This is a genomic window from Roseobacter sp. SK209-2-6 (assembly GCF_000169455.1).
GTDB lineage: Bacteria > Pseudomonadota > Alphaproteobacteria > Rhodobacterales > Rhodobacteraceae > Pseudophaeobacter.
On the sequence record NZ_AAYC01000002.1, the window covers coordinates 174,402 to 188,814 of the forward strand.

General features: G+C 55.2%; 16 protein-coding genes. 4 read left to right on the forward strand and 12 right to left on the reverse strand.

What is annotated here, in order from left to right; genetic code table 11:
• Positions 1-2: 2 nt before the first annotated feature.
• The 5 genes from asd to RSK20926_RS03995 form a co-directional block, all read right to left on the reverse strand.
• Positions 3-893, reverse strand: coding sequence for an archaetidylserine decarboxylase (gene asd, locus RSK20926_RS03975; protein WP_083805735.1), 891 nt, complete (start codon positions 891-893; stop codon positions 3-5).
• A gap of 93 nt (positions 894-986) precedes the next feature.
• Positions 987-1,646, reverse strand: coding sequence for a PAQR family membrane homeostasis protein TrhA (trhA, locus tag RSK20926_RS03980; RefSeq protein WP_008204567.1), 660 nt, complete (start codon positions 1,644-1,646; stop codon positions 987-989).
• Positions 1,647-1,994: 348 nt separating this feature from the next.
• Positions 1,995-2,858 (reverse strand): polyamine aminopropyltransferase, encoded by an 864-nt coding sequence (gene speE, locus RSK20926_RS03985; protein ID WP_008204568.1) that lies wholly within the window; start codon positions 2,856-2,858, stop codon positions 1,995-1,997.
• Positions 2,855-3,361, reverse strand: coding sequence for an adenosylmethionine decarboxylase (gene speD, locus RSK20926_RS03990; RefSeq protein WP_008204569.1), 507 nt, complete (start codon positions 3,359-3,361; stop codon positions 2,855-2,857). The genes speE and speD overlap by 4 nt, the downstream gene beginning before the upstream one ends.
• Positions 3,362-3,606: 245 nt before the next feature.
• Positions 3,607-3,840, reverse strand: a complete 234-nt coding sequence (locus RSK20926_RS03995) for a DUF1127 domain-containing protein (RefSeq protein ID WP_008204570.1) — start codon at positions 3,838-3,840, stop codon at positions 3,607-3,609.
• 93 nt (positions 3,841-3,933) lie between these two features.
• On the opposite strand from RSK20926_RS03995, the gene RSK20926_RS04000 reads away from it, so the two are divergent.
• Complete coding sequence (locus RSK20926_RS04000; RefSeq protein WP_037253715.1) at positions 3,934-5,337, forward strand: aminotransferase-like domain-containing protein; 1,404 nt, start codon at positions 3,934-3,936, stop codon at positions 5,335-5,337.
• Positions 5,338-5,379: 42 nt separating this feature from the next.
• Here the strand turns inward: RSK20926_RS04000 and RSK20926_RS04005 are convergent, their stop codons facing one another.
• Positions 5,380-5,916 carry a hypothetical protein gene (locus RSK20926_RS04005; RefSeq protein WP_008204572.1) on the reverse strand — a complete coding sequence of 179 codons (537 nt, stop codon included), beginning with the start codon at positions 5,914-5,916 and terminating at the stop codon, positions 5,380-5,382.
• 380 nt (positions 5,917-6,296) lie between these two features.
• Between RSK20926_RS04005 and rplM the strand changes: the two genes are divergently transcribed.
• From rplM to RSK20926_RS04020, 3 genes are all read left to right on the forward strand, one after another.
• Entirely contained in the window at positions 6,297-6,755 is a 459-nt protein-coding gene (rplM, locus tag RSK20926_RS04010; protein WP_008204574.1) for a 50S ribosomal protein L13, read from the forward strand.
• A 5-nt stretch (positions 6,756-6,760) separates the two neighbouring features.
• Positions 6,761-7,246: a 30S ribosomal protein S9 gene (gene rpsI / locus RSK20926_RS04015; RefSeq protein ID WP_008204575.1), complete on the forward strand. Its 486-nt coding sequence runs from the start codon at positions 6,761-6,763 to the stop codon at positions 7,244-7,246.
• A 166-nt stretch (positions 7,247-7,412) separates the two neighbouring features.
• Entirely contained in the window at positions 7,413-8,021 is a 609-nt protein-coding gene (locus RSK20926_RS04020; RefSeq protein WP_008204576.1) for a CatB-related O-acetyltransferase, read from the forward strand.
• Between the two features lie 70 nt (positions 8,022-8,091).
• Here the strand turns inward: RSK20926_RS04020 and RSK20926_RS04025 are convergent, their stop codons facing one another.
• The 6 genes from RSK20926_RS04025 to guaA all read right to left on the reverse strand — a co-directional run bounded on the left by RSK20926_RS04025 (position 8,092) and on the right by guaA (position 14,366).
• Positions 8,092-8,709, reverse strand: coding sequence for a TetR/AcrR family transcriptional regulator (locus RSK20926_RS04025; protein ID WP_008204577.1), 618 nt, complete (start codon positions 8,707-8,709; stop codon positions 8,092-8,094).
• Positions 8,702-9,571: a polyphosphate kinase 2 gene (gene ppk2, locus RSK20926_RS04030; protein ID WP_008204578.1), complete on the reverse strand. Its 870-nt coding sequence runs from the start codon at positions 9,569-9,571 to the stop codon at positions 8,702-8,704. The genes RSK20926_RS04025 and ppk2 overlap by 8 nt, the downstream gene beginning before the upstream one ends.
• A gap of 195 nt (positions 9,572-9,766) precedes the next feature.
• Positions 9,767-10,684 (reverse strand): homoserine O-acetyltransferase MetA, encoded by a 918-nt coding sequence (gene metA, locus RSK20926_RS04035; RefSeq protein WP_008204579.1) that lies wholly within the window; start codon positions 10,682-10,684, stop codon positions 9,767-9,769.
• A 59-nt stretch (positions 10,685-10,743) separates the two neighbouring features.
• Positions 10,744-11,607, reverse strand: a complete 864-nt coding sequence (locus tag RSK20926_RS04040) for a hypothetical protein (RefSeq protein ID WP_037253885.1) — start codon at positions 11,605-11,607, stop codon at positions 10,744-10,746.
• A 124-nt stretch (positions 11,608-11,731) separates the two neighbouring features.
• Positions 11,732-12,598 (reverse strand): DMT family transporter, encoded by an 867-nt coding sequence (locus tag RSK20926_RS04045; protein WP_037253889.1) that lies wholly within the window; start codon positions 12,596-12,598, stop codon positions 11,732-11,734.
• A gap of 184 nt (positions 12,599-12,782) precedes the next feature.
• A complete protein-coding gene (gene guaA / locus RSK20926_RS04050; RefSeq protein WP_008204582.1) occupies positions 12,783-14,366 on the reverse strand; it encodes a glutamine-hydrolyzing GMP synthase in 1,584 nt (527 codons plus the stop codon).
• Between the last annotated feature and the right edge of the window lie 47 nt (positions 14,367-14,413).

The following is a 14,413-nucleotide window of genomic DNA, read 5'->3' on the forward strand; positions in this document are numbered from 1 at the left end:
AGTTAAAGAGAAGTGGCCAGGGGTTGCCCCACCTTTACCAGGGTTTCGCGCCCCATGGCACTATTGCGGATCAGGTCATCGCTAAAGGCAATTTTCCCAGGTTCGAACACCACCACAACGGTGGAGCCACCAAATTTGAAATAGCCCTTTTCGTCCATTTTCTGCACCTCGCCAGAGGTGCGGGTATTGACGATACTACCAACGCCAAAGGCGCCCACTTCGACAAAGCAATAGCTGCCGAGCCGCTCGTTTTCGATCAATGTCCAGCTGCGCTTGTTCTCACCAAAGACATCGGGTCCAGCGCCCAGTGCAATCGGATTGACCGAATGGAGGTCGCCCGCAAGATCCTGCGCCTGGCTGATCCGGCCCGCGGCCGGAAAATGGTAACGGTGATAATCCGCTGGGCAGAGCCGGACAATGGCAAGGGCGCCACCGACAAAACGCTCCGCGATCCCAGGCAGCATGCTGCGGACTGACATCGGATGCCCCTTAACCGGAACAAAGACATCCTCATTCAGCACTGGGAACACCAGCACGCGGCCATCCGCAGGGGAGACCACCTCCGCCGGGTCGGTGCTGAAGGGGCGCGCTTCGGGTTTTAGCCGACGAATGAAGAAGTTATTGAAACTGTTGAAGGATCCAATCGGATCAAGGGCTTCATCCATATCGATGGAGAGTTCCTCTACCACTGTGCGGATCTTCCCCTTTGACAGGCCGGAATCAAACCAGGCCCCCATCAGGCAGCTGATGAAAGAGGAGCGAAACAGGAGTTTTTCGACAGGCTTTGCGCTGGCGTTCTGATAGGCCCAGCGGATCCATTTCTCCCCCAGAACCACCTCTTCGAAGGTCTTTCCGGTTTCGCGGTCAACAACAGTAATCGGGAGGTTGGTCATCATGCCTGTTCCTGGTTTGCCTGCCAGTCGCCTAGCAGAGCTAGTGGACCTTGCTCAAGAGGGCATTGTTGGCTTTTTGGCGCGCGCCTGCACTCAGGAGCCAGAAGAGGGAATGGCGATCCAAACGCCTGCAAACATCAAAAGCCCCCCGAGGTTCACCCAAATGTGCCAGATGGCATAGCGGAAAGGCAGCGATTTGCGGGCATAGAATGTGGTGCCAATCACATAGCAGGCTGATCCGCCAAGGATGCACCAAAGCGTGGCAAGGGGCACATTTGTCAGATCTGGCAAAGCTCCCAATCCAAGAGCGCCAAGCCCTAGGTAAGAAGCGGTGGACCAGCGCGTTTTTACCGAGCTATGGGTGAGCTTATGCCAAATCGCGAGCAGGGTTAGGGCCCAGCAGAGGCAAAGCAGTGTGAGCGTCCAAGGGGTTCCTGCAATGATGAAAAACGGCGTGAAAGTGCCTGTAATACTAGGGTAAATCGCCGCATGATCCAGCCTGCGTAACAGGGTGCGATGCGGATGCCAGGGTGAAAAATGGTAAAGGCAGGACGCCAGGTTAGAGGCCAGTGCACAGAGCACATAAAGAGCTACTGCTGCCGTCAATAAGGTGGAAGCATTGCTGCCCACCTTGTTCAATAGGATGGCTCCCGCCACCAGGATCAGGGTTAGCCCAAGCAGATGAACCGCCACATCGGCCAGGCGATGGGCGCGGATCGGACTGGGGAAATTCGGCGAAAATGCGGTGGTCATATCTGGCTCTGAAAGATTGCCACATATGCCTAGGATTTGGCGGAGAGCTTGTCCATGTTTCCGGGGCGTCAGCTTCTCAGTCCGGAATGATGCATTCGGTGTCTAAAACCTGCGTAAAAGTCGTGCGTCCAGATCGTACCCCCATGTGCCGACCTTAGGCTTGGGTTTCTACCTCTTCCAGCCAGCGAACCTGTTTTTGGGCTTCGGTTTTTGCGTCTGCAAAGCTCTGAAAGACTTGCTCGCCGTAGTAGCCGATGCTGAACCATCCGCGCCCGTCTTCTGGTTCCCGGCGAAAAGAAAAGAGGGAGCAAATTGCCCCCTCTTTTTGTCAAACCTCTGTCCTCATCCTCAGGGGAAGAGTTTGCGCACATAGTTCGGCAGTGCAAAGGCGGCTTTGTGAATGTCCGGATTGTAGTATCCGGTCTCGATCCCTGCGGCGGCAAAGCGTGCTTCAACATCGGCGAGGGTCACGTTGCGCGACTTGTCCGAATGGCTGCCCCAGCCAAAGGCCATCGGGCCGCCTGCATAGGTTGGCACCGACGCCAGATAGCACGAGGCATCGGCAAAGAGCGCCTGGAACGCGCGCAGGGTGCCGGTGAGCTCGTCGCCCTGCATGAAGGGCACGCCGTTTTGGGTGACGATGATGCCGTCCTCAGTCAGCGAGCGGGCCGCATGGCCGTAGAAAGTATCGGTGAACAGCACTTCGCCGGGGCCGATCGGGTCGGTCGAATCAACGATGATCACGTCGAATTTTTCGGTGTTCTCTTTCATGAAGAGGGCACCGTCGTTGATCACCAGATTGAGGCGCGGATCGTCAAAGGCGCCGTTGCTCAGCATCGGCAGGTATTCTTTTGAGAAATCCACCACACCGGCGTCGATCTCCACCATGGTCACATGCTCAACCGAGGTGTGGCGAAGGGTCTCGCGGGCCATGCCGCCGTCGCCGCCGCCGATGATCAGCACCCGTTTTGCATTGCCATGGGCCAGGATCGGCACATGGGTCAGCATCTCATGATAGATGAAATTGTCACCCTCAGTGGTTTGAACCACGTCATCCAGCGTCAGGATGCGGCCGAACTGGCCGTTCTCAAACACCTTCAGGCGCTGATGCTCGGTCTTGCTGTCATAAAGCATCTCCTCCACGCGCAGACGTTGGGCGTAGTGCTCATGCAGGCTTTCGGTGATCCATTCCTGCTTCTCTGTGCCGCTCATGCTGCCACCTCTTTGGCGATCAGCTCTTCACCGCGCAAAAGCTCGCGCACTTCGACCAGATCGGTGTTGAAGGCCTCTTTGAGGACGTCGACGGCTTTCCAAGGTTCCGCATCGCCGCACATGAAGACGTCAAAGGCGCCATAGCCGATTTCCGGCCAAGTGTGCACAGAGATGTGGCTTTCCGCCAGAACCGCCACGCCGGAGACGCCCTGCGGGGAGAATTTATGCGTGTGAATGTGCAGCAGGGTGGCGCCGCAGACCTCGACACAATCACGAAAGGCTTTCTGAATGCGCGCTTCGCAGTCCAGGCCGGTGCCTTTCATCACTTCGATGATCAGATGCGTGCCGGCAAAAACCTTGCCATCCTTGCGGATGAAATGGTCTTCGCGGTCAGATTCAACAACAGCATCGATATTCGCAGCAGTTACACCGCGCGCGGTATCTTCCTCATGGGCGCCTGTCTCCAGACCGATCCCCAGTTGGAAGAGGTTGGCGTCTTTCATGACACTCCCCTTCGTTCCAGTAGATTGCAATCCAGCCGGCCCTTAGCGCCCCCCCGAATAAGAGTTCAGGGTTGGGATCGGTACCGAAAGTGAGCTGCATCTAGGACTGGACCGGGATTCGATCAAGGAAAATTTTTGGTAAGCGGAAAATAGTCGCCAAAGCCAAGGCGGTTGAAAAGGGGGGTAGCCAGAAAAAAAGGGCCGGGGCGAACCCCGGCCGTCAGGTTGTTCTTTTGTCCAGGGGATCATGGACGCCAGAACGGAAGAGTTCCTTCATAATGGGCTTCCTCACGGGTAAGCCCAATGTCTTTTAATTGCTCTGCGCTAAGATGGCGCAGGTGCTGGCGTGTGCGTTGGCGGCCGGACCATTTAGTGACCAGCACTGCAAAAGCGACCGCTGCCTGCGCCAGCACCGGCAGAGCGGGGCGGCTGTTCAGGTAAGAAATTTGCGAGTTGCTGGATGCGATAGGTGTGGTCATGGTTGCATTCCTTATTGTGTTGATACAATCCTAAATCTCTGTTACAAGCATTTGATACAATGTCTCTGACACAATGTCGAAAGAAGGATTGTAATGGGTACAATTTGGGCGCCGAGCCTAGCAAATAATGCTGGACCAAAGTATCAAAGGGTCGCGGATACGATCCGTACTGCTATTTCAGAGGGTACTTTAACGGTGGGAACAAAACTGCCGCCGGTCCGTGAACTCGCGTATCAGTTGCAGATTACGCCGGGAACAGTCGCTCGGGCCTATAGTGTTTTGACAGATGAAGGCGTTCTGCAGGCAGAAGTGGGGCGCGGCACATTTGTAGCCGAGAAGCAGAGGCAATTGCAGGATGATGTCTGGTCGCGCGAATTGCACCGGCTAGAGGCCAAAGATCCAGGACATGCCAGTCTTTTCAGCCCCAGAATGGCCGATGTGGGTCAGGTCTCTGCCCTCCGCTCTGCCATGCAAGTGGTCGCAAAGTCAGACCCTTACGCCTTTTTGAACTACCCAACGCGTGATGCCTATCGTCCGGTGCGGCAAGCTGTTGTGGATTGGCTTTCGGACCAACCTTTGGGGGCGCTGCGAGAGGATGAGGTGATCCTGACCCACGGCGGCCAAAATGGCATTTTGACGGTGCTTCAGGCCCTGTTGAAGGGGCCGCAACCCGTGATGCTGGTGGAGGATCTCAGCTATGCCGGTTTTCGTCGGGCTGCAGAGTTGCTTCGCGCTAGGGTAGTGGGCGTGGCGATGGATGAGAAGGGGATTGTACCCCAATCTCTGGAACTGGCGATCCGCAAGACCGGTGCCACTGTCCTTTGTACCAGTCCCGAAGTGCACAATCCCACTGGACTGTTCACCCCTTTGGCGCGTCGCAAAGAGATTCTGGAGGTGGTCCGCCGTCACGATGTGCAAATTCTGGAAGATGATTGCTATAGGATGGGAGAGGCCCAGGCACCAAGTTATCGGGCTTTAGCACCGGAACTGGCCTGGCATGTCTGCTCCATCTCCAAAAGCCTGACACCCGCCCTGCGGGTTGGTTTTGCTCTTGCGCCTTCCGGGCGCGCGCAGGATCTGCGTCGGGTCGCGGAGTATAGCTACTTTGGTTTGGCCCAGCCGCTGGCGGAATTGACCCGTGTTTTCCTAAGCGATCCACGAACCAAGGGTCTGGCCCAAGAGGTGCGCCGGGAAATGGCAAAATATGTCCGGGTTGCGGTCAATGCACTCGGCGGTTTTGATTTGGTCTGGAATGATCAGGTGCCCTTCCTTTGGTTGCGACTGCCCGCCGGATGGCGCTCCGCCGCCTTTACGCGTGCAGCGGAAGCCAATCGTGTGCAAATTCGTTCAGCGGATGAGTTTGCGCTGCGCGATGGGCGCGCGCCCAATGCGGTGCGGATCGCCATCAATGCCCATATCAGCCTAAAGCAGTTTGAAGAGGCCATGCTGAGGCTGCGCACGTTATTAGACAATCCGCCCGAGCAGATAAGCGTTTGATGCACGCGCTGCCTGAGCGCGCGCAGTTGTCCATCGAGTTCGTTACTTTTGTTCCACTGGAATTCTAAAGGCTATGTCCGAGGCACCATAGCTCCACTGGTCTTTGGAGGCCGCTATCCCAGCTGTAACAGCTGCGGCTACCAATCCTGCGATCGAAGCGCCGCTAACAATGACACCATCAAGAGTTGCTTGCATTTTGACATCACCTTCGAGATTTTCGCTTGCGCAATTCAGGTGGATCTTGGTCGGCTTCCCTTTGAATTTGGGGAGACGTACGACCGCGGGTGTCACAAAGCTAGCTTTTAGCTCCGCTGAATCAAGTCGACAGGCAAGACCAGTAACTTCCTTGCTCTTGGCCGGGTAGGGCGTACCCGCTTGCGCGGCAGCAACCTGCTTTTCTTCGTCGACTACGCTAACAAATGTGCGCATCACGGGCTCTGTATAGCCGACAATCCGGTTCTGGCTGATGGCTGGATTCTTGAGGGTCGGCTCAATCGGTGGCCCTTTGGGTTCTGCACCTTGCATGCAGCCTGCGAGGAGAACAGAGGAAGTGAGCGCAATGAGTGTTTGAGGTTTCATTAAGTGGTCCAGTTTCAATTTCTGGGTGCTTAGCTAGTTCTGAAATTTGCTTTGGTAAATGATGTGGTGTTCAACGGCATTTTGTGGTGTTTTATTGGCGCAGTTCGAAAAGGCTTACCTTTTTCCCTGTGATGCTTTTGACGTGAAGTGCAGGTGAATAGAGTTTGCGTCCCTCTAGGTGCAGGACACTAGGCCTCCGAATGACAGCTCTGAGCAATTTTGTGGGGTAAAATAATACCCAATTTTTAAGATATTGAATTCACTGTATTTATTCTTTTCAAACCCTGTTGACCTGCATCACAGCCCCCCGTAAATACCCAACATCGAATTCTGATGGTGACTCCCGTCGCTATCTTCACGTCAAACAGGATTGACCTGCCATGAAAACCTTCTCTGCTACCCCGGCAGATATCGAGAAGAAGTGGATCCTCATCGACGCCGAGGGCGTTGTACTGGGCCGTCTTGCCTCGATCATTGCTATGCGCCTGCGTGGCAAGCATAAAGCTTCCTTCACTCCGCATATGGACATGGGTGACAATGTCATCGTGATCAACGCGGACAAAGTCCAGATGACCGGCAAGAAGCGCGAAGAGCACTTCTACTGGCACACTGGCCACCCCGGCGGCATCAAGTCCCGCACTAAGCAGGAAATCCTGGAAGGCAAGCACCCCGAGCGTGTTGTCTATCAGGCCGTCAAGCGCATGCTGCCAGGCAACCGCCTGTCGCGTCAGCAGATGACCAACCTGCGCATCTATGCTGGCACCGAGCACGGGCACGAAGCCCAGTCTCCTGAAGTTCTGGACGTTAAGTCCATGAACAAGAAAAACACCCGGAGCTGATATCGATGTCTGATCAGATCAACACTCTCGAAGAGCTGGCAGCTGCAACCGGTGTGGAAGCAGTCGCTGAAGAAATCATCGCGCGTGAGCCCGTCCGTGACGAGCTGGGCCGCTCCTATGCCACCGGCAAGCGTAAAGACGCTGTCGCCCGTGTTTGGATCAAGCCTGGCTCTGGCAAGGTTGAAGTGAACGGCAAAGAGATGAGCAAATATTTCGCTCGTCCCGTTCTGCAGATGATCCTGCGTCAGCCGTTCCAGGTTGCCGGCGTTGAAGACCAGTTTGACGTTTACGCAACCGTCAAAGGCGGTGGTCTGTCCGGTCAGGCCGGTGCGGTCAAGCACGGTATCTCCAAAGCCCTGCAGCTTTATGATCCCGCCCTGCGCGGTGCTCTGAAGGCAGCTGGCTTCCTGACACGCGACAGCCGTGTTGTTGAACGTAAGAAGTTCGGTCGCCGCAAAGCGCGTCGTTCGTTCCAGTTCTCCAAGCGCTAATTTTCGCTTTCAAATCCTTCTGGATTTTCTTGGGGCTCGCCATTGGCGGGCCCTTTTCCATTGTTAATTTTCCTCTCTCACGAGCCAGTTGATTCAAAGTTTCTTCAGATGTTTCGCATAGATATCAGAGAAAGAGTGATACTGGTTTAGGATTCAGGAGAACCGAATGGCAACCGCGTCAAGTTTCAAAGAAGCCCCGCTGGGCGACGGGAAAATCGAAATTGGGCGCTTTACCCATGGGTATGAAACCGTAAATTTTCGCAACTGGGGGCAGGGTGCTAATGTCCAGCTTGGGTCCTTTTGTTATTTCTCCGAGAATATTCAGGTCATCCTGGACCCCCAAAGCCCATTTGATCGCATTGCGGGATTTCCTTTTGGTAAAGTGTTTCAGGAAGAACTGGGCGGTGAAGACCTGCCGATCCAAAAGGATTGTGAATGGGATGTCTCTATCGGGAATGATGTTCGGATTGGGGACGGTGTGACCATCATGTCCGGGGTCACGATTGGGAATGGTGCGGTGATTGCCGCCAATTCGACCGTGTTCAATGATGTTGGTGCCTATGAAATCTGGGGCGGCAATCCTGCGACCTTCTTGCAGAAGCGGTTTGACGACGAGTTGATCTCTGCGCTGGAGGAACTGGCCTGGTGGAACCTACCTGAAGAGCTGATCAAGGAAATGGCGCCACTCCTGTCTATGGCCCCAAATCTAGAGCTTATTGCTGGGCTGAAATCCATCGTAGCGGATTTTGTCACTTTCCAGGATGATGCAGCCTAGACGGCTGATGACGCTGCGGTAACACAAAGGGCCTCGGTAAATTTGCCGGGGTCTTTGCTTTTCTAGCCCGTTAGGTGTCTGGGTCAATCAACCCCAAACCGCGCAGATAAATGCCGATACCAGTTTCCAAGAGATCCTCTGGCGGAAAGGGTGAAGTCGCACCGGGTGTGTTTCGCGCATAAAGCTCGACCACGCCGTGACTCATCGCAAGGATATGAGCCGAAAACATCGAGGCGGGCGGGCGCTTTTCTTCTGGAATATGCTGGCTGAGGTCCTCTGCCGCTTTTTCCAGAATCGTGCGGGCCCTATGGGCGGCATTGGCCAATTCAGGCGTCCGGTTTACCGATATGCCGCTTTCAAACATGGCGATGTAGTGGCCGGGATATTTGCGCGCAAAAGCAAGATAAGCACGTCCGGTTGCCTCAAAGGCGGCAAGGGCTGAGGGTTGGTATTTGTCATAGGCATGCTGCATCAGGTCGGCAAACATCAAGAAACCCTGACGAGCAGCTTCGGCGATGAGCTCTTCTCGCCCTTCAAAATGGCGATAGACCGCTGCCGGGGTTACGCCTGCTTGTTTCGCCGCCTCCGAAAGCGTAAAACCTGTCGGTCCCTTGGCCTCCACCAGGCGCAGAGCTGCTTCGACGAGGGCCTGGCGTAGGTTGCCGTGATGATAGCCGCGTTTAGGCATTCCAGAGATCCGGTCCGGAACAAATGTTTGGGTCAGCGGGTCCGATGGTAGAGATATCCTTGTTGGCATAGGGCAATGCGTGCAACACGTGACGGATTGCTTCGAGGCGCGCCCGCCGTTTGTCATCCGAGCGCACCACCTGCCAGGGCGCGGCCATATTGTGACTTCGTTCAAGGGTCTCCTGGATCGCCTGTGAGTACTCCTCCCAAAGCGAGAGCCCCTTGATGTCGATCGAGCTGAGTTTCCACTGCTTCAGCGGGTCCGACTCTCTGGAGAGGAAACGGCGCAGTTGTTCTGCACGCCCCACGTTGAGCCAGAATTTGAACAAATAAATCCCGTCCTCAACCAGAGCCCGTTCAAAACCCCCAACCTGGTTGAAGAACCGATGGCGCTCTTCACGGCTGCAAAAGCCAAAAACATGTTCGACCACGCCGCGATTGTACCAGCTTCGGTCAAAGAAGGCGATTTCCCCGGTTGAGGGCAAATGATTGACATAGCGCTGGAAATACCATTGACCGCGCTCCGTTTCTGACGGCTTGGAAAGCGCCACGACACGGGCACCTCGTGGGTTAAGGTTCTCCCGGAACCGCTTGATAGTACCACCTTTTCCAGCTGCATCCCGTCCCTCGAAAAGAACCGCGACGCGATTTCCCGTCTCTTTTACCCAGGCCTGTAGTTTGACCAGTTCGATCTGCAGGGCAGCGATTTCCTCCTCATAAGTCTTGCGTTTCAGGCGCTTTTTATAGGGAAAACCGGGGGCAAGGATGTCATCCTTGTCTGCAGATTTGATCGCTTGGGCGATATCCTTAGGCGCTTCAGTGTCAAAGAACTGGCTGATGGCTCCGTCAAAGGGCAGCGTCATGGTCAAATTTCCTCTATCCTCAGGCATTTATAGGGGAAAATGCAGGGGTAAGTGAATCGCTTTTACAAGAGGCTGTCAATCTGTCCCAGCACCAAGAGGGGGCAAGGGCCGGGGCAGATCACGCCGCATGGTGGGTAAAGCACCGGTTTGGAGCCCTCCTGCGGCGTTTTTTTCCGGACACAAGGTAAGCCGGTTCTATGTGCCGATGTCATCCATGTTGAACGGAGTCGACTGATAGATCTGGTTTATCCAATTGCCATAAAGGAGATGCGCATGGCTACGCCAGCGGTTCTGTGGCGCGCAGCTTGGATCGTCATCCGGGTAGTAGTTTCCGGGCACGTTGATTGGTGTTCCATTGCCCACATCGCGGTCATATTCCTGTTTCAGTGTGTCGCTGTCATATTCAAAATGGTTGAAGATATAGAGCGCGCGATGCGCCTGATCTTCGACCAGACAGGGGCCGACCTCATCACTGCCTAGAAGGGTTTGCAACCCGGGGGCTTCACTGATTTCATCCTGCTTCATCTCCGTCCAACGGCTGACCGGGATCACAAACTCATCAGAAAAGCCGCGCAAATAGGGGGAGGCGGGCTGAAGGTTCTGGTGCCGGAAACAGCCAAAGGCTTTGTGATCCAGCATGTGTTTCTTGACCCCATGGAAGTGATTGATCATGGCCATGCCACCCCAGCAGACGCCAAAGGTGGAATGCACATTTGTCTGTGTCCATTCAAAGACTTCGCAGATTTCGTCCCAATAGGTTACCTCGTCGAAATCGAGATGCTCAATCGGCGCACCAGTGATGATCAGCCCGTCGAACTTCTCCTCTTTCACCTCCTGAAAGGGGCGATAGAACTCAGCCATATGAGCGGCTGCGGTATTCTTGGTGCGATGCTCGCTCATCCGGATCAGCGACAGTTCAATCTGCAAGGGCGTGGCGCCAATGAGGCGTGCAAACTGATTCTCGGTCTGGATTTTCTTGGGCATCAGGTTGAGCAAACCAATGCGGATGGGTCGTATATCCTGACGTGCCGCCTGATCCGGCGACATAACCATCACGCCTTCGTTCGTCAGAACGTCATAGGCGGGTAGGTCAGAGGGGATCTTGATAGGCATGTCAGTGTCCTGATGGTTGGAATTTTGTACGATATAGCGGAAAGTGTTAGATAGGCGAGTTAGCCGCCTGCCTCAAGAGTGCGCGCGATCAATTCATTGAAATCCGCTTCACTCTGAACGGCAGAGATCTGATCAGCTGTCACCGTGACACCCCAATTCCGCGCCATAGACTCATAACGCGGCTGGCGATGGGCCAAGGCCTGGGCATAGGTCCAACGAATGAAGGCATCTGGGTCTGCATCGCCCTCTGATATCGACATTTCCTTGAGATATTCTTCCCAAACCCGGCCCAGGAACTCTGGCTGATAGGACATCGGCTTGGGCGCGCGATCAAAGCGGCGCACCAGCTCCTCTGTATGGGCGTCATCGCCCTTGATCCAGACCATAAGGCAGTGCTTGGACAGCTCGCTTAGAACCGGATCATTGGGGTCATTTGCGTCGACCCATTCGCAGATCGATCCGCCTGTATCGCAGATGAAATTGGAATAACCATAAAGCCGGTCTGCGCGGTCAATGAAGTATTCCGTGTCAAGCAAAGCATGTATTTCCGCCAAGCGGAACTGCTCCTGCCGTCTGCGGTATTCTTCTATGGGCAAACCGCCTTTTGCGGGATCACCAGGTTTCCCCAAATAGGAGGCGACGGGGGTTAGGTTTTCAAAAGAGATATTTGAGCCGATATAGATCGAATCCGACAGCAAGAGATCCCTTAGAAATGGGTTTTTCATCGCTTCAGCCTTGGCATTATCAGCGATATATTCGCCCATGTAACGGGTGCCGATGCGGTAGTCGATTGAATAGTGGAACCAACTGCCTGCACCCCGCAGGATATTGCTGACATAGGTTTTCCCAAGGCCAGACATACCAAAGAACAAGACGCGTTTTTGTGGCGCATCACGCCACTCCTGTGCGGAAGAATACAGCATGGTCCGGCCAGCCTCCTCGATCATTTGACCCTTTGCTAATGAGGCAGACAGGGGGCGTCAATCGTGGCTTTTGCCTGCCACCTGCGGTTTGTGGATTTCGCTGTGGTGCGGCGGCAATGGAGACCTAGGCATGTTTTGCGCGGTTCTCGGCGAGAACATTGTAATAGTTGGCGCCAAAAATAATCACCGCGCCAACCAGAACCCAGATATCCAGCATTTCGCCATAGAGCGCCATGCCCAGCAGAGCCACAGCGGGAAGGCGGGCGAAATCCATTGGAATCACGACGCTTGCAGGTGCCAAGGATAGCGCGGTGGTCAGGCAGAAATGTGCAGTTAGACCGCAAATGCCAACCAAGACTAGATAGGGGAAAGTCTGCGCTGTTGGCAGGGTAATGTCGCCGTCATAGCCAGCAGCCACCAATCCCAGAACGATCTGCATGCCGGTCAGCCAGAACAGAATGTTTGCGATTGTCTGGCTCCGGGTTAGGCGCTTGGTAAAGGTCAGTGTCAGCGCAAAGAAAATCGCGGCGCCGGCGGCCATGACGATCCCGGTGTTGATACTGTCGGGGCTGGGGCGGGCAACGATCAATACGCCAATAAAACCCAAAAGCGCGGATGTGGCGCGGGCCCGTGTCAGGGGCTCTTGGATAATAAGCGGAGCCAGCACAATCACCCACAAAGGTGTGGTGAACTCCAAAGCAACTACCTGCGCCAAAGGGATGACGGTTATCGCATAAAACCACAGGTTCTGCCCGGTGAAATGGGCGATATTGCGAATAACATGCTGACCAAAAAGATCTGTGCTGATCTGATGCATACGGCCCGTGAGTTTCAGGACAAAGCACACAATGCCAAATCCGACAATGCTGCGGTACAGCATGATCTCAAATGTGTCGTGGCTGACAGAGGCTTCGCGGCCCATCACCGCCATGGTCGAGAACGAGGCAATCGCTCCAATCATCCAGAAGGCGGCACGGGTCAAATCGCTCATGCTTTTTGCGATCCCTGTTTTGGGGAAGTTTCGAATTTCGGTGTCCTGCCGCAGGGCTAGCAACTGCGGCGGGAAAAAGCGAGGACCAAAAGAAAAAACGCCGCGCTCCTTTGGGAGGCGGCGATTTTGATTGTAAACTAGAGCAGGCATTCAAAGCGCGTGACGCTTGTTGCCTGTGGCGCCCTTATTCCCACTCAATCGTGCCCGGAGGCTTGGAGGTGATGTCATAGGTGCAGCGGTTGATGCCCTGGACCTCATTGATGATCCGTGTGGCGGTCTCGCCCAGGAACTCATGGCTGAAGGGATAATAATCCGCGGTCATGCCATCGACCGAAGTCACTGCGCGCAGGGCGCAGGCATAGTCATAGGTGCGCCCGTCACCCATCACACCGACAGTACGCACTGGCAGAATGGCCACAAAGGCCTGCCAGATCTCGTCATACAGGCCATGCTTGCGGATCTGGTCGATATAGATCGCATCCGCTTCGCGCAGGATTTCCAGCTTTTCGCGGGTGATCTCACCAGGGCAGCGGATCGCAAGACCTGGACCAGGGAAGGGGTGGCGACCGATAAAGCTCTGCGGCAGGCCCAGCTCACGCCCCAGGGCGCGGACCTCATCCTTGAACAGCTCGCGCAGCGGCTCTACCAGTTTTAGGCCCATCTTTTCAGGCAAGCCGCCCACATTGTGGTGCGATTTGATGGTGACCGAGGGGCCACCTGAAAAGCTAACCGATTCAATTACATCAGGGTACAGAGTGCCCTGTGCCAGGAACTCAGCCCCTTCGATGGTATCCGCATGTTTCTGGAATACATCAATGAACAGCTTGCCGATGATCTTGCGCTTGGTTTCCGGGTCGCTTTGACCGTCCAGCTCGCCCAGGAAAAGATCGCTCTCATCCGCGTGGATTAGCTTGATATTGTAGTTGTCGCGGAACATTGCGACCACTTCTTCGGCCTCATTCTTACGCAACAGGCCGTGGTCCACGAATACACAGGTCAGCTGATCACCGATCGCCTCGTGGATCAGGATTGCCGCTACCGAGGAATCGACGCCACCGGACAATCCGCAAATCACCTGTTTGTCGCCGACCTGCTCGCGGATCTTCTCGATCATCTGCTCGCGGTAGGCGCCCATGGTCCAGTCGCCGCTGAAACCCGCCAGACGCACAAAGTTCTCATAGAGCTTGGCGCCATTGGGGGTGTGATGCACTTCCGGGTGGAATTGCACCGCGTAGAAATTGCGGCTGACGTCGGCGGTGATGGCATAGGGCGCATTGGGCGAGGTGCCATAGACCTCAAAGCCGGGCGCCAGTTTGCTGACGTGATCACCATGGGACATCCAGACCTGTTCGCGGTCGCTGTCATCGGCGAACCAGCCATCGAGGAAGTCCAGGTTGGCAACCGAGGGTGCCACATAGGCACGGCCAAACTCCGCCGTGCCACCACCGCCAGAGATTTTGCCGCCTTCGACCTTGCCGCCAAGCTGCTCCATCATCACCTGCTGACCATAGCAGATGCCCAGGATCGGCACGCCGTAGTCAAAAATCTCCTGCGGTGCGCGTGGAGATCCTTCGCGGGTCACGCTGTCAGGCCCACCAGAGAAGATCACTGCCTTGGGCGCCATTTCGCGCACAAAGTCCATTGTGACATTCTGATAGGGGTGGATTTCGCAATAGACGTTCAGCTCACGCAGGCGGCGCGCAATCAGCTGCGTTACCTGGCTGCCAAAGTCGATGATCAAAAGGCGGTCATGGGATGTCTGGCTCATGTCTGGCTCATAGGGTGCAGCGTCGCATTAGGCAAGAGGCAAGAGCG